Here is a 14,595-nt window from a genome sequence, read left to right as displayed (position 1 = left end):
TCACCGGGTTCCTTCCGGGGCGGAGATGCGGTGGGCGCCGACGGCGGCCCGGTCCGCGGGGGCGGGGCGAGACGTGCGGGGCGCGGCCGGGCGTGCCGTGTCCAGGGCGGCGACGACGGCACCGCGGTCGGTCTTGCCGTTGAGGCTGAGCGGCAGTTCCGGCAGGCGCAGCAGGGTGCGCGGAACCATGTAGGCGGGCAGCGACTCGTGCAGGGAGTCGAGCAGGGGCGCCGGATCGGGGGCGTCCCCGGTGTAGACCGCCTGCAGGACGGGCGCGGAGCGGTCGGTGCGGGCCACCACGACCGCGTCGGCGACGCCGGGGCGCGAGCGCAGTGCCTCCTCGACCTCACCGAGTTCGACACGGTAGCCGCTGATCTTGACCTGGCTGTCGAGGCGGCCCAGGTGCACCAGGTCGTCGCCGTCCCGCGCCACCCGGTCTCCTGTCCGGTACCAGTGGGCGTCGGTCAGCGGCCCGCCGTCGTAGGGGACCAGACCCGCGCCGGGGTCACCGGCGGCGAACCGTCCCACGGCGTCCGCCGGGTCCAGGTAGCCGGGGAAGCGCTGCGGACCGCGCATCAGGAGTTCGCCCTCGTCGGCGGCGCGCATCCGCTCGTCCACCACCAGCGCCTCGGCGCCCGGGTGGACGGTACCGATGGGCAGGGTGCCGTTGGCGGTCCGCGGCCAGTGGGCCGGGTCGGCGGGCAGGCGGTAGCCGGTGCAGGTGACGGTCAGTTCGGTGGGGCCGTACAGGTTCTCCAGGCGGGCACCGGGCGCGGCCGCGGCGAAGGACCGGGCCTGCTGCACGGTGAGGGGCTCACCGGCGAACGCCGCGTAGCGCAGGGTGGGCATCGACTCCGGCGGCAGCCGTCGCAAGCGGGTGGCGAGCGAGACCACCGACGGTACGGAGAACCAGTGGGTCAGCCGGTGCCGTGCGACGAAGCCGGCGGGGTCCATCAGCTCGTCCCGCGTGGGGACGACGAGCACGGCGCCGGTGCTCCAGGCCACGAACATGTCGAAGACGGACGGGTCGAAGGTCAGGTCGAAGGTCTGCGACAGCCGGCTGCCGGCCGTGGCGCCGGTCCGCTCGACGGCGTGGTCCAGGTAGGCGTGGGTGTTGGCGTGCCGGATCACCACGCCCTTGGGCCGGCCGGTGGACCCCGACGTGAACAGGATGTACGCGGTGTCCTGCGGGCCCGGGCCGGCGAGGTGGCGGAGTCCGGGACCGTCGGCGGGGTCGTCGAGGTCGTCGAGGCGGACCTGGACGAGCGGCACGGCCCTTCCGGCCGGGCCCGCGTCGCTGTGCGCGTCGCACAGGACCAGCGCCGCGCCGGCCTGTCGTACGACGGTCTCGTTGCGGCCCGGTGGGGCCGCCGGGTTGAGGGGCACCACCGCGGCCCCAAGCCGCTGAACCGCCAGGTAGGCGGCGTACGTGACGGGGGTGCGCACCGCCAGCAGGGCGACCCGGCAGGGCCGGGGCCCGCCGGCGCACAGCCGCACGGCGAGCGCTTCGGCGCTGGTGCGCAACTGCGCATAGGTCAGCGTCGTGTCCGCGACGGTGAGCGCCGGCCGGTCGGGATGACGGTCGGCCGTACGGGCGAAACGGTCCCACAGGGTGAGCGCGGATGTCGTCATGGGGATCACGCTCCCTGCCGTGCGTAGGCACGGGCGGCTTGCCGGGTCGTGGGCACGCCGTAGCCGTGGGCCGCACGGACCGGTGAGGACGCCTCCTCCAGATCCGCCAGGGCGGTGAACGCGGCGCCGACCAGGGACGGCCTCGGACGGCCGCGGCGCGCCGAGTTGGCGGCGAAGCGCAGCATCCGGGGCAGCTCACGCCATTTGACGGTGGTGGCGTCGACGGCCTGGCGTTCCTCCGGGGTGAGCGTGGCGCCCGCGGTGGCCAGCAGGTGGGCGTCGCGGAACAGGTGGTGCTGCGCCGCGGCCCAGACGTCCTCCAGTACGCCCCGCGAGCCGTCGCCGGCCATGTCGGCCAGCAGGAGCCGCGCGCTCTCCGCCAGGGCGGCGGGTCCGGTCAGCCAGGGGCCGCCGGGCAGCAGCTCCGCGGTGGTTCCCTCCTCCTCGGCCAGCCACTGGTACGTCTCGTGCGGCGGCGCCGCGACGGGGAAGCCGAAGGCCAGGGCGTTACGGGTGCGGTGCACCCCCGACAGCCCTCGGGGGAAGGCCAGCAGCGCGGTGAACTCCGCTTCGGTCAGCTCCCCGGCGAACGGGTCCTGGGAGCCGCCGCTGCTGAACAGGGCGGTGAAGGCGTCGGTGAGGTGCCAGCCGCCGTCCGGTGTGCGGCCGTCCACCGTGACCAGGTGCGGCGCGTGGTCGTCGGCCGCGCCGGACAGCCATGGCAGGGCGCCGCTGTCGGCGACCACCAGGACCCTGCCGCGTTCGGCCAGTTCCGTGGCGATGCCGGTGAGGGCCGTCCCGGCGTCGGGGGCGCCCCGGTAGCCGAGCCGCCGCCCGCCGGCCAGGTTGTTCAGGGCACGGTCGTGGTGGGAGAAGGCACCGGTGTCCGGGTCCACGGCGAGCCGCACGGAGCGGGCCAGCAGGGCGGTGGAGCCGGTGGTACGGGCGGACAGGTAGCCGGCGAGGTTCTCCGTGTAGCAGCTCAGGCCCGCGCTGGCGGGGGCGACGGGATCAGTGCGCATCAAGGTCCTCCACGACAAGGGGGTGGGCACGGCGGGCCCGCGGTCCTGGCGGGCGGGACGCGGCGGGCGGCCGGCGTCCTTCGGTGGGCCGGCGCCCTTCGGTGGGCCGGCGGCCGGGATCGCGCGGGTCGTCGGCACGGGGCCGTACCGGGCCGGAGGCGCAGGCCAGAATGGCGCTTGCGGTGCCGGCCGAGGGCGGCCGGGGCAACCGCCGCCAGCGCAGTCCCGCCCAGGAGCCGGCCGCGGCGTCCGGGTCGGCGCGTACCCGCCAGGGCGCGCCGGGCAGGCCGGTGCCGCGCGCTTTCACGCACGCCTCCTGCACGGTCCACACCCTGGCGAAGGCGTCGGCTCTCCGGTCGGGCGTCATGCCCGCCAGCCGTGCCGCCGTCTCGGGCGGGCAGCAGCGGCGCAGCATGCCGGCAGAGGGCGGTGCGGGTACCTGGACGTCGACACCGATGTCCAGTCGGACGCCGACGGCGGCCGCCGCGTACGGCCCGCTGTGGGAGATGCTCACCCCTAGGTGGGGTGAGCCGGGCAGCCGGGGCCGGCCGGCCGGTTCGGGGACCACCGGCCCACGGGCGGCCGTCTCGCCCGCCACCACGGCGAGGAGCATCCGCAGCAGCGCCCGGCCGGCCAGGTGCTCACGGGCCCGCCAGGGCGGCATCGCGGCGGCCGCCCGGTGCTCCTCGCGCCGCAACCGGTCCAGGGCCGCGGGTGCCGCCAGCACGCGGTCCACGCGGGCCAGGACGACGGTGGCACCCGGCTCGGGCGACCACAGGCCGGCGACCGGATGGATCGCGTCGCCGGCGCCGGCCGGGGGCCGCGCACCGGCCGCAGGACCGGCCGCGGCCTCGGTGGACAGGGTGTCAGACAAGGGTGGTCTCCTGGTCCAGCAGGCTCAACGAGCCGTTGGCCAGGTGCAGTCGGTCGTTGCCGTAGTTCAGCGAGGCGGACCGCAGGTCGCGCAGGGCGCGTTCCAGCGCGAGCGGCTGGTTGCGCAGGTAGCCGTGACGCAGGCCGACCAGCTCGATCAGTTCCTCCACGGCGGCCGGGCACTGCTCGGAGGCCGTCACCTTCAGGGCGTTGACCAGCAGCTGCCACGGCGCGCCGCCGCGCTCCTGCTCGGTGAGCGTGCCATAGACGTCGGCGGCGTGACTCAGCATGGCCTGCACGGTGTCGATGCGCTGGCGGGCACGGGACAGCCGGATCAGCAGCAGCTCGCTCTTGAGGTCCCGGCGCCGCCGCTCCTCGGGGCTGCGCAGGAACCGCAGGGTGCGGGAGAGCGCGCCGGCCGCGGTGCCCAGCCAGCAGGCACTCCAGCCGAGGTGGGCCAGCGGGGCGAAGACGTCGACGGTGACCCGGCGGAAGTCGCCGTGCGCGCCGACGACCTGGTCGTGCGGCACCGCCCCCGTGAAGCGCATCGGCACGCTGTGGGTGCCCCGCATGCCCATCGGGTCCCAGCCGCCGAGGACCTGCACGTCCAGCTGGCCGCGTTCGGCGTAGACCAGCGAGACCTGCCCGTCGGACGTGGCGCCGGGGGCGAGGACGGTGATCAGGTAGGCGTCGGCGTGCGCTCCACCGGTGACGATCGGTGCCATCCGGTCCAGCTCGACGAGGTCGCCCTCACGCCGGGTGCCGGTGTGTGAACTGAGCAGGTGGCCGCCCTTGCCGGCCTCGGTGGTCACCGAGCCCAGATACAGATCGCCCCGGGCCACCTTCGGCAGCACCCGTTCGCGCAGTTCCCCGGAGGCGTGCCGGACCAGCGCCGCCACTTGCTGGCCGTGCATGGCGAACACCATGGCGGCCGACATGTCGTGGCGGGCGATCAGCTGCGAGACGGCCAGCAGGTCGGGTACGGCCCCGTCCAGGCCGCCGTAGCGGGCGGGGACCAGCAGGCCGAGGAGCCCCGAGGTCCGCATCGCGGTCAAGCCCTCCAGGGGGAAGGCCGCCTTCTCGTCACTCGCGGTCGCGTGCCGCTCGACTGCGGCGAGCACCGGCGCCAGGCGCTCGGCCAGGGCGGGGTCGAGCGCCCTCATCGGGCGTCCGCCAGGGCGGCGGAGCGCGCGCTTTCCACGGCCGCCCACAGGGTGCCGGCGGTCTCGAAGTTGGCGTCGGTGAGCTGGTCGTCGGGGAGGGTCACCCCGCAGTTGTCCTCCAGGTCGAAGACGAGGTCGATGGCTTGCATGGAGTTCAGCCCCAGGTCGCGCAGCCGGTCTTCGGGGCGCAGCTCCTGGTCGGTGGGGAGGTAGCGCAGGTGGGGACGGAGGGTGTCGGTGAAGGCCTGGTCCATGGTGGTCTCTCCTGAGGTGGGGGTGGGTGTTCGCGGAAGGCCGCGGGCGCGGACGGCGCCGGGTGCATGGGTACGGCGGTCCGGGGCGGCGGGGCGCGGGAGCGCGGGGGAAGGTCAGTCGGCGGCGCGCCGGACGAAGGCCAGCCGGTCGCTGCGCAGCACCCGGCCGCCGTCGGTGACGATCTCCAGCGGGGCCGGGTGGCCCAGGAAGAGCACGAGGCTGGCGTGCAGGCCGTAGGCGCCGGTGTTGGGAACGGTGAGCAGGTCACCGGGGGCGACGTGGGGCAGCGGATGCGACCGGGCCCAGGTGTCGAGCGGGGTGCACAGGGGGCCGCAGATCATGGCGGGGCCGGGCGGTCCGGCGGGGCCGTCCGCGTCCGTGCCCCCGGCCGGTGCCGCGGCGGGTCCGCCGACGCCGGTGTCCCCGGTCCCGGCGCTCGCCGCCGCGGCGCCGCCGGGCCGGACCACGTCGGGGTGCAGCGGTGGCACGCGCCGCAGCCCGGCCATGCCGCCGAGGTGGTGGATACCGGTGTCAAGGACGACGACCCGCTGCCCGTGGGAGTCCTTCACGTCCAGGACCCGGGTCAGCAACTGCCCGCAGGTGGCGGTCAGGTAGCGGCCCGACTCGAAGGCCACCGCCGGGGCGCTCTCACGCCAGCCCGGCAGCGCGTCGTCCAGTTCCCGCGCCAGCCGGCCGGCCAGCCCCGGGTAGGCGGGCAGCTCCCCGGCGCGGGCGTAGGGGGCGCCGAAGCCGCCGCCGAGGTCGATGGTGCGCAGCGGTACGCCGAGGGCCTCGCGCAGGGTGCGCGCCACGGTGATCGCTTCCCGGAAGGAGTCGCCGAGCGCCTCCTCGTCGGCGATGTTGGTGGCCAGGTAGAGGTGCAGGCCGTCGATGCGGGCGTACTCGCCGCCGGTGTACCGCTCGGGGTGCGCGGCGATGTCCTCGGCGTCGGCGCCGAAGGCGGAAGGGTCCCCGGTCATCCGCAGTCCGGCTCCCCGGCTGCCGCCGCCGGGATTGACCCGCAGCAGGTAGCCGACGCGTACGCCGTGCCGGGCGGCGGCGCGGTCCAGTTGGCCGACGCCGTGCACGGAGTCCACGGCGAAGTCGCGCACCCCGGCCTTCAGAGCCCCGTCCAGGTCCTCGTCGCGTTTGCCGGGCCCGGTGTAGAGGATGTCGGGGGCCGGGACCCCGGCTTCCAGGGCGGCGTCCAGTTCACCGGGCGAGCTGACCTCCGCCCGGCAGCCCAGGTCGTGCAGCGCGGACACCACGTCCGGGTGGGGGTTGGCCTTGAGCGAGTAGTACAGCTGGCTCGGCTCCGGCAGCCAGGACCGGAGCCGGGCGTGTGCGGAGCGCACCGTGGCCAGGTCGTAGACGTAGGCCGGAGTGGGCGTGCCGGGCGGCACGGGCGGTGCGAAGGGGCCGGGGGCGGCGGCCCGCGCGGCCGTCGCGTCGGTGCCGGGTGCGAGGTCAGCCACGGCGGGCCTCCGCGAGCTGCCCGGCGAGTACGGCCTTCGCGGTCTTGCCGTTGGCGTTGACCGGCAGCGCGTCGACCGCGTGGCACAGCCGCGGCACCTTGAAGTCCTCCAGGTGCTCGCGCAGCCGGGACAGGACGGTGGCGGGATCGGCGGCGCCGGTGACCACCAGGACGGCCTCGGGGCGTGAACCGTCGGGAGTGAGGACGGCCGCGGTGTCCACGTCGGGCAGCCGGCGGGCGGCCGCCTCGACCTCGATGGCGCTGACCCGGAAGCCGTCCTGCTTGTAGATGTCGTCGCGGCGGCCGGCGAAGTACAGGCGCCCCGCCTCGTCGGTCCAGCCGTAGTCACCGGTGCGCAGTTCGGGGAAGAGGCCGTCGCGCCGGGGGAAGCGGGCCGCGGTGAGTTCGGGGCGACGCCAGTAGCCGGCCATCACGTGCGGCCCGCGCACGGTGATCTCGCCGACCTCGCCGGCGGGCAGCCGTTCACCCGCCTCGTCCACGACGAAGACCTCGGTACCGGTGAGCGGCAGCCCGCAGCTGCCGGGGCGCACCAGGTCCTCGTCCGGCTCGGCGATGGTGAGCCGTTTGCACTCGGTGAGGCCGAACATCAGCTGCACCCGCAGTCCGGGCAGCACCTCGCGCAGCCCGTTCGGTATGTCGGCGGGCAGCGCGGCGCCGGTGTTGGTGAGCAGCCGCAGCGGCGGACGCTCTCCGCCGCGCCGGCGCAGCAGCCGCAACAGCGCGGCGGAGACCGGCGGCACGGCCGGCAGGACAGTCGCCCGACTGCGCACCAGGTTGGACAGCAGGGCCGGGCCGGACTCCGAGGCCGAGCCGAGCCACACGTGGCTGCCCGCGAGTGCGGAGAGGAACACCTGGTAGAGGCCGTAGTCGAAGGAGAGCGGCAGGGGGCAGTAGACGACGTCGTCGGCGCGGTAGCCCAGCCGTTCGGCGATGGCGTGGACGGCGAACATCATCTGCTGATGGGTGGAGACCACGGCCTTCGGCATCGCGGTGGTGCCGGAGGTGTAGATGAGGCAGACCGGATCGACGGGAAGCGGACCCTCGGCGCCGGCCGGGGGCGTTCCGGCCGCGGCGTCGGTCTGCGACCCGGGTCCGGTCCGTGGCGCCGGATCCAGGTCCTCGGGGGCCGCCACGGCGATTCCCGCCTCCCGTACGGCGTCCCGGGTGGCGGCCGACGCGGCGACGGCCAGGGCTGGTTCACAGTCGGCCAGTACGTGGCGCAGCACGTCGCCGCGCACCTGGTCGTGCAGGACGGAGAAGACGACGCCGAGCCGCGACGCCCCGAACAGCAGCGGCACCAGCACGGGGCCGCTGTCGCTGGTCACCACCAGCCGGTCGCCGCGGCGCAGCCCGCGGGCGTGCAGCGCCGCCGCGCAGCGGTGGCTGGCCCGGACGAGTTCGGCGCGGCTGAGGACGACGTCACCGCTGGTGACCGCCGGGGCGTCGAGGCCGGCGGTGGGGGCGTCGAGAAGTTCGTGCAGCACGGTGGCGTGCGGGCGGGTGCTCACGAGCGGGCCACCTCCGCCCGGCCGGTGGTGCGCGCGACGAGTCCGACGAGGCCGTCCACGCGGCGCAGGACGTCCGACTCCAGGTCGCCCGGGGCGAACTCCACGCCGTAGGCGTCCTCCAGGCGCTCCACCGTCTCCACCATCTGGAAGGAGGCGAAGCCGTCGAGCCGGCTCAGGTCGTCGACGGCGGCGACCGCCGCGGGATCGGTGTCGAGGACGTCGGCGACGGTGCGCACCACCGTCTCGCGTATCTCCGGATGTTCGTACGTCATGGTGTCTCCTGGTCCGGTTCGGCAGGCGTCGAGGGCGGCTTGGGCGTCCGCGCGCAGGAGCTGGGCGAGGGCGGTGTGGATCTGCGGGGGGACGGGGCGTCCGCGCTGCACCCGCCGTGCGGCCAGGTAGCACTGGCCGGCCAGGGCGTCCCAGGCGGCGGCCTGGTCCGCCGCGGCGCGGGCGAGGGGGGAACCGGGTGCCCTGCGGGCCGCCCAGGCGGCGTACAGGCGGCGCGAGCGGCTCAGCAGCCACGTCTCCAGCAGCAGCGCGTGACACGCCTCCTGCTGGTCCGCGTGGTCGCGGAAGGCGGAGGCGTACTGCTCGGGGGCGTCGCCCGCCAGCAGCGGACCGGCCTGCCGTGCGTTGTCCTCCAGGACGGCTCCGACCGGGGCGGGGGTGAGGGGCACGGGCCGGACCGTCACCGGAAGGGTGGAGGAGGCGTCGAACAGGAGGGCTGCCTCGGCCCGTTCGAAGGAGCACACCACCGGCTCCGCCCTCCCGTAGGGCGTCTCGTTGTCGTAGGCGTCCACCGCCTCGACGCGGGCTCCCGCGTCCACGGCCCGCAGCAGCACGCTGTGGTCCATGTGCTGGTGGCCGTGGTACGGCAGCCACGGCATGCGGTAGGCGTCGCCGACCGCGTACAAAGGGCTGCCGTCCTCGGGCAGCAGCTCCAGCAGCGCCAGGCCCTCCGTCACGGGCGCTCCGGCCTCCAGGGCGAGTCCGAGCGGGCGGCCCATCCGGCGGATCTGGTCGGTGGGGTTCTGCTCGACGGTGGGCAGTCGCCGGTCACCGGGGTGGTGCGGCGCGAACCGCAACCGGGCTCCGAGTTCCAGATGGGCACCGGGCCCGTGCGCCGCGTCGGCCAGGACGGCCGCGTTGACCTGTACGCAGTCCAACGCAGCGGTGTCGATGCCTCGGATGGCCTCGGTCAGCGAGTCCGCGGTGCCGGTGCCGGGCTCCGTGGCGGGAGCGCCGGAGGCGGTGGCGGCGGGGGTGTCATGGGCGGGTGCCGGGCCGGAGGTCGTGAGGGTCCGGCTCATGCGGCCCGCCCTTCCCGCCCGGACGTGGTCCGCACGATGTCGACCAGGTCGCCGACGGTGTAGACGCCGGCGAGCCGCTCGTCGGGAATGGCGATGCCGAAGGAGTCCTCGATGTCTTCGAGCACGTGCACGATCGCCATCGAATCCATGCGCAGGTCCTGCTCCAGCCGGGTTTCGCCCGACAGGACGGTGGTGTCGTGCGGGAGGTGTTCGCTACGCGCCTGGATCAGGGGGGTGAGGCGGCGCAGGACGTCGTTCGTGGTCATGAAGGGTGTTCTCCTCCGCGTAGGGGGCGGGAAGGGTGCGTGAGGGGGCGGACGGGATGCCGCCGGGAGAGGGGCGGGCGGCATCCGCCGAGGGAGAGGGCGGACGGGACGCCGTCGTTGCCTGGCGTCGAGCAGGCGCAGGACGTACAGAGCCGCCCGCCGTAGGTCCGGGCACACAGGGGCGAGCCGGACGGAGCGGTCTCCGGAAGGCGGGGCGAGCCGGAGCGGTGGAGGTTCACGGGTGAGGTGGCCGGGGCGTGAGGCGCAAGCGCCTGACCGGACGGGGCCGCCATGCGCCGCCGGCGTGCTCACGGGCCGACGCGCGGTGTTCCGCAGCCCACGGAGGAGGCGGGCCCAGCGGTTACGGGAGTCTCACCCGGATTGCGCTGCTACAGCAGAGGGAGTGCCCGACGAAAAGGGACTCAAGAAGGGTTGTTCCTAGCCAGGAGGTGCTCTCCATGCGGGTTACTCATTCCGTTGGATCTTCGTTCCGTGGCATCGGTGTTCTGTGCAGCGACATTACGTGGGGAAGTGATGACGCGAGTAGCCAGGCTCCGAATATGCATGCTTCACACCACGGGAAGTGTCTGAAAAGAGCATCTGGAAGGATCTCTTCCATTTCCCTCATCGCTCCCTCGGCCGTCGGCGAACGGGGCGTTCCAGTCGACGCGGCACCGCGGTGAAACGCCTGGTGGTGTCAGTGCGTGAGGCCGTGTCCCCGGGCGCTCGCGGACGCGGTTCGACCGCCGGCCGGACTGGTGAAGGGCATCCAGAGTCCCGTGAAAATCAGCCACAGTGCATCCGTGCGGGCCCGGCCCGACCGCGGGCCGACGGGCCGTGTGAAGAATTCATTAACAACGCTGGCGCGCTCCACGGAGGCTGTGATAGACAGGCTGGACCGCCTTATGAGCCACACCTTGCGGTGTCCCTCGCCACGTCTTCCCGTGGCCGCTCGAATAGCACGGGCAATTTCACCCGGATGCAGGGCGAAGCAATAACCAAGGCATGCACCGCGACCGCGCCGAGAAATGACCTCCCCATTCGTCACAGCGCCTCCACAATTACCGAAAGGCCTCCATGAGCGACCTCAACGCCCCTCGCGTCAACATGCGTTCACCCCGCGTGGCGGACGCGCCGGCGGTCTGGCGACTGGTGCGCGACTCCGACATCCTCGACACCAACAGCCTCTACTACTACAACCTCTGGTTCCGCGACTTCGCCGACACCTCCGTCGTCGCCACCACAGCGGACGACCGGGTTGTCGGCTTCGTCACCGCCTATGTCCGCCCGACCCGGCCGGACACCCTCATGGCCTGGCAGTCCGCCGTCGACCCCGGTCCCCACGCACCCGGCCTCGCCGTGCGCATGCTGCACGCGCTCGCCGACCGCGCCGCCGAGCGCGGAGCCACCCGCATCGAGACGACCATCAACCCCGGCAACCGGGCCGTCGCGCTCATGCTGCGCAGGTTCGCCGGTGAACGCGGGCTCGACGTCCACACCGAAGTCCTCTTCGCCAGCGAGGACTTCCCCGACGAGGAACACCCGCACCTCCCGGAGGTGCTGTACCGCATGACTCCGGCCGTCCCGTCCCCCGCGCGCCCCGCCACGGCGCCCGTCGCCCTGTCCGCCCGATGAGCGTCGCGCCCCTCCACGTCACCGTGGACGGTGGTCTCGCCCTGGTCACCATCGCCGGCAGCGGAGAGGGAAACGCACTGGGCGGCACGTTCTGGGACGACCTGCGCACCCTCATGGCGACCGTCCCCGCCCGCGACGACATCCGAGCGGTCGCGCTGACCGGCGAAGGAGACACCTTCTCCGTCGGGATGGATCTGCGCTGGTACGTCATACGCCTGCGCCGTGCCGAACGCTCGCGGGACAGGAACTTCATGGACGACGACGTCCGACGCCTCCAGCAGGCGGTGACGGCGGTGGCCACCTGCCCCAAGCCGGTCGTCGCCCTCATCGACGGCGAGTGCACCGGCGCCGCTCTGGAACTGGTCAGCGCATGCGACATCCGCTACGCCACCCGCCGCGCCCGATTCGCGCTGCCCGAAGCCGAGTTGGGCGTCGTCGCCGACCTCGGCGGCCTCCAGCGCCTCCCCCTCCTGATCAATCAGGGACACCTGCGCGAACTGGCCTTCACCGGCCGCGCCATCAGCGCCGAGCGCGCCGCGGGCATCGGCCTGGTCAACGACGTCCACACCGACTCGGCAGCCATGCACGAGGCGGCCAGAACCCTCACCGACGAACTGGGCCGGCATCCCGCGCACGTCGTCGAGGGCATCAAGGCCACCCTGGACGAGGCACACCAGGAAGGAATACGCCGCGGGCTCGACCACTGCGCCCGGTGGAACAGCACCCACACCGGCCCCGAGGCGCTGTCCCGCGCCATGACGACCCGGCTCCAGGACGTACAGGCCTCCTGACCCCATCCGGCTTCACCCTGCGCGCCTGGCGCTCGCGTCCCGTGCCTTCCCCGGCCCGCCCCGTCGCCCGCGCCACCTCCCGCCCCTTGCGCTGCCATGCCCCGCAACGTCGTCCACGAGGAGAGACCCATGCGCTCGCCCGCCCCGGCCCGCCCCCGGCCGCGCCCCGCCCTCATCCGCGGCCTCGCACCGTCGTTCGCGCTCATCATCAGCGACCCGCGGCTCGCTCCCGCCGTGCACGTGTCCTGCGTGGACGACACCATCGACGTCCATTACCCGGAGAGCCACATCAGCTGCCGGCTGCGGCGGCTGCCGTTCGGCAACCGTCTGCTGTGCGCCTTCCGGGTCACCCACCTGGCCCCCGACGGTTCGGCGGAAGAGTGCCACCACGTCGACCTCACCCTGGACGGCGCGTCGGGACCCGCCGCCCAACGGGAGGCGGTCCTCCGCCACCTCCACGCCTTCCGGTGCGCGGCCGCCGCCTCCCGCGTGCGGCTTGCCACCCGGGTCCACCGGAACGAGACCCTCCTGCGCCGGCCGCACGACCACGCGTTCCTGGCCGCGGCCTGAGCACCGAAGCGGTACGCGAGGAGAGCAGGTGCCGCCCTAGGTCCGTGGTCAGCCCTCCAGGCTGCTGATGGCCTCGGCCAGCCACTTCTTTTCCTCGGTGCCGGTGGCGCGAGCGATGCGCAGCATGCCCTGCCGGAAGAGGCTGGGCGCTTCCTCGGCTCGCACTGGCTCGCCATCGCGGTAGAAGAAGCTCGCCGGGATGTTGAGGAAGGTCTGCCGCCGACGCAGGACCGCGGCCTGCTCGGCACGGTTCGGGAGATGGTGCAGGAAGGCGAGCAGAGTGAAGAAGCGCTGCCCGTCGGTGATTTCGGCTTCCTTGGGGTGCCGCAGTCGAGCCAGTAGTTCGGAGCGGCCCGCCTCGGTGAGGGACAGGATCCGGCGAGGTGTGGCACCGCTTCCAGGCTCGGTGCGCTGCTCGACCAGACCCGCTTTCACGAGCCGGGCGATGGCCGGATAGAGCGCTCCGTCGCTCACCGGACGGATGTGGCCACTGAGGCCCTGAATGCGGGCTTTCACCTCGTATCCATGCAGGGACTCCTCGAAGAGGAAACCCAGAATCGACAGCTCCAGCATGCTCCGAACTCCTTCCTGTGCCTGTCAGCGCGCTTGCCCGACCCGTACCGCCATGCTATCTCTTTTCGCTGTACCTCTAATCGAGGTACAGCGAAAAGAGGGGTGCAGTCATGGGGGCAGCAGAACACCGGCGCAGGCTGGTGTCGCTCGCGTATCCGGTCTACTTCGAGCTTCTCGCGGGGGTCACGGCCGGGATCATCAACATGGTCTGGGTGGCGCGGCTCGGCGGGAGCGCTGTTGCCGCGGTGGCTGTCGCCACGAATGTCGAGAACCTGCTTCTCGGCGTCATCCTCGTCGCCGGCTCGGGCACGACTGTGCTCGTCGCACGAGCCAGAGGAGCGGAGGATTCGGCAGAGATGCGCTCCGCCGTGCGCGGCGGATGGGTCCTGTGGGCGCTCGTCACACCTTTGGTCGCCATCGGTGGATACCTGTGCCGCGAACCGCTCGCCCACCTCGTACTCGGCGGCAGCGGGGGTGACTCGCTGCCCCTCGCCACTGGCTATTTCTCGATCGCACTGCCAGGAATCGCGGCGTTCTTCGCCACCAACGTCATCGACGGCATCCTCAAAGGTGCGGGCGACACCCGCACCCCGATGAAGCTCGCGATCCTCGCGAACGGACTGATTCTCGGGCTGGATCCCTTGCTCATCCTGGGACTCGACCTCGGCGTGCGGGGGGCGGCGATCGCCACAGTGCTGGGCCGGACGGTCGCGCTCATGAGCGGTCTCGTGGCGCTGCACCGCAACGGTGTACTGCGACAGGCCGCCCAGGCGGCCCCGCGGTGGGCCGGTTCACTCACCGCCGATGCGCGCAAGACGGCTGCGACCGGGCTCCCCATGTCGGCCGACTTCGTCGTACGGATGGCGGGGGCGCTCGCACTCGTCGCCGTCGTCGCCCGGATCGGCGTCAGCGAGGTCGCCGCGTACGGAATCGCGACGAAGGCGATGTACGTCGCGACCATGGCCTTCTACGCGATACGCCAGGCCGCCTCCATCCGCACCGCCCACCTGCTCGGCGCCGGACGCGACGAGCGGCGGACCGTCGGGCGACAGGTGCTGGTCCTTGCCGGCACACTCGGGCTCACGGCCGCGCTGGCACTGCTCGCTGCCGCGCCGTGGATCATGCGAGCCTTCGGGGGCGAAGGCGAGGTGGCCGAGGCAGGAGCGCTTTATCTGCGCTGCCTGGGGCCGTACTTGACGCTTCTCGCGTGCTTCATCGCGCTGGGCGGGGTGTTCGAGGGCAGCGGCGGCAGCCCGGCCCTCGCGCGGATCACCACGTGCGGCGTGGCACTCCAACTCGCGCTCGCATTCAGCCTGTCGGGTTTGGGCCTGCCCGGCATCTGCCTGGCCATGGCGCTGGCCATGGCACTCCAGTGCGCAGCCATCGCCCGGATGTATCGGCGCACGGAACAACCGACAACCGCCGACTGCGACCACAGTGGTCCGAAAATAGCCGTCGCAGAACCCGACAGTCCGGTGCCCGACAATCGACTTGCCTAA

The 14,595-nt window shown here is 73.3% G+C and carries 14 protein-coding genes; 4 read left to right on the top strand and 10 right to left on the bottom strand.

The window, feature by feature from the left end; genetic code table 11:
• From ACZ6CZ_RS08120 to ACZ6CZ_RS08080, 9 genes are all read right to left on the bottom strand, one after another.
• A complete protein-coding gene (locus tag ACZ6CZ_RS08120; protein ID WP_469016405.1) occupies positions 1-1,632 on the bottom strand; it encodes an amino acid adenylation domain-containing protein in 1,632 nt (543 codons plus the stop codon).
• A 5-nt stretch (positions 1,633-1,637) separates the two neighbouring features.
• A complete protein-coding gene (locus ACZ6CZ_RS08115) occupies positions 1,638-2,654 on the bottom strand; it encodes a hypothetical protein (protein WP_469016403.1) in 1,017 nt (338 codons plus the stop codon).
• On the bottom strand, positions 2,644-3,528 hold the full coding sequence (locus ACZ6CZ_RS08110) for a 4'-phosphopantetheinyl transferase family protein (RefSeq protein ID WP_469016400.1): 885 nt from the start codon (positions 3,526-3,528) through the stop codon (positions 2,644-2,646). Before ACZ6CZ_RS08110 ends, ACZ6CZ_RS08115 begins: the two co-directional genes overlap by 11 nt.
• Complete coding sequence (locus ACZ6CZ_RS08105; protein ID WP_469016397.1) at positions 3,521-4,690, bottom strand: acyl-CoA dehydrogenase family protein; 1,170 nt, start codon at positions 4,688-4,690, stop codon at positions 3,521-3,523. Before ACZ6CZ_RS08105 ends, ACZ6CZ_RS08110 begins: the two co-directional genes overlap by 8 nt.
• Positions 4,687-4,944 carry an acyl carrier protein gene (locus tag ACZ6CZ_RS08100; RefSeq protein WP_469016395.1) on the bottom strand — a complete coding sequence of 86 codons (258 nt, stop codon included), beginning with the start codon at positions 4,942-4,944 and terminating at the stop codon, positions 4,687-4,689. Before ACZ6CZ_RS08100 ends, ACZ6CZ_RS08105 begins: the two co-directional genes overlap by 4 nt.
• A 114-nt stretch (positions 4,945-5,058) precedes the next feature.
• Complete coding sequence (locus ACZ6CZ_RS08095; RefSeq protein WP_469016392.1) at positions 5,059-6,420, bottom strand: type III PLP-dependent enzyme domain-containing protein; 1,362 nt, start codon at positions 6,418-6,420, stop codon at positions 5,059-5,061.
• Positions 6,413-7,948 carry a class I adenylate-forming enzyme family protein gene (locus tag ACZ6CZ_RS08090; RefSeq protein WP_469016389.1) on the bottom strand — a complete coding sequence of 512 codons (1,536 nt, stop codon included), beginning with the start codon at positions 7,946-7,948 and terminating at the stop codon, positions 6,413-6,415. The genes ACZ6CZ_RS08095 and ACZ6CZ_RS08090 overlap by 8 nt, the downstream gene beginning before the upstream one ends.
• Positions 7,945-9,261 (bottom strand): acyl carrier protein, encoded by a 1,317-nt coding sequence (locus tag ACZ6CZ_RS08085; RefSeq protein WP_469016386.1) that lies wholly within the window; start codon positions 9,259-9,261, stop codon positions 7,945-7,947. Before ACZ6CZ_RS08085 ends, ACZ6CZ_RS08090 begins: the two co-directional genes overlap by 4 nt.
• Positions 9,258-9,527: a phosphopantetheine-binding protein gene (locus ACZ6CZ_RS08080; RefSeq protein WP_469016384.1), complete on the bottom strand. Its 270-nt coding sequence runs from the start codon at positions 9,525-9,527 to the stop codon at positions 9,258-9,260. Before ACZ6CZ_RS08080 ends, ACZ6CZ_RS08085 begins: the two co-directional genes overlap by 4 nt.
• Before the next feature lie 1,077 nt (positions 9,528-10,604).
• On the opposite strand from ACZ6CZ_RS08080, the gene ectA reads away from it, so the two are divergent.
• The 3 genes from ectA to ACZ6CZ_RS08065 all read left to right on the top strand — a co-directional run bounded on the left by ectA (position 10,605) and on the right by ACZ6CZ_RS08065 (position 12,523).
• Positions 10,605-11,162 (top strand): diaminobutyrate acetyltransferase, encoded by a 558-nt coding sequence (gene ectA / locus ACZ6CZ_RS08075; RefSeq protein ID WP_469016382.1) that lies wholly within the window; start codon positions 10,605-10,607, stop codon positions 11,160-11,162.
• Positions 11,159-11,953 (top strand): enoyl-CoA hydratase-related protein, encoded by a 795-nt coding sequence (locus ACZ6CZ_RS08070; protein WP_469016379.1) that lies wholly within the window; start codon positions 11,159-11,161, stop codon positions 11,951-11,953. The genes ectA and ACZ6CZ_RS08070 overlap by 4 nt, the downstream gene beginning before the upstream one ends.
• Positions 11,954-12,082: 129 nt before the next feature.
• On the top strand, positions 12,083-12,523 hold the full coding sequence (locus ACZ6CZ_RS08065) for a hypothetical protein (protein WP_469016376.1): 441 nt from the start codon (positions 12,083-12,085) through the stop codon (positions 12,521-12,523).
• Positions 12,524-12,571: 48 nt separating this feature from the next.
• Here ACZ6CZ_RS08065 and ACZ6CZ_RS08060 read toward each other — a convergent pair whose 3' ends face one another.
• Positions 12,572-13,096: a PadR family transcriptional regulator gene (locus ACZ6CZ_RS08060; RefSeq protein WP_469016374.1), complete on the bottom strand. Its 525-nt coding sequence runs from the start codon at positions 13,094-13,096 to the stop codon at positions 12,572-12,574.
• Positions 13,097-13,206: 110 nt separating this feature from the next.
• On the opposite strand from ACZ6CZ_RS08060, the gene ACZ6CZ_RS08055 reads away from it, so the two are divergent.
• On the top strand, positions 13,207-14,595 hold the full coding sequence (locus ACZ6CZ_RS08055) for an MATE family efflux transporter (RefSeq protein ID WP_469016371.1): 1,389 nt from the start codon (positions 13,207-13,209) through the stop codon (positions 14,593-14,595).

The organism is Streptomyces sp. NPDC041135 (assembly GCF_055592085.1).
The sequence above is the reverse complement of the archived record's forward strand: the minus strand, read 5'-3'. Positions and strand labels throughout refer to the sequence as shown.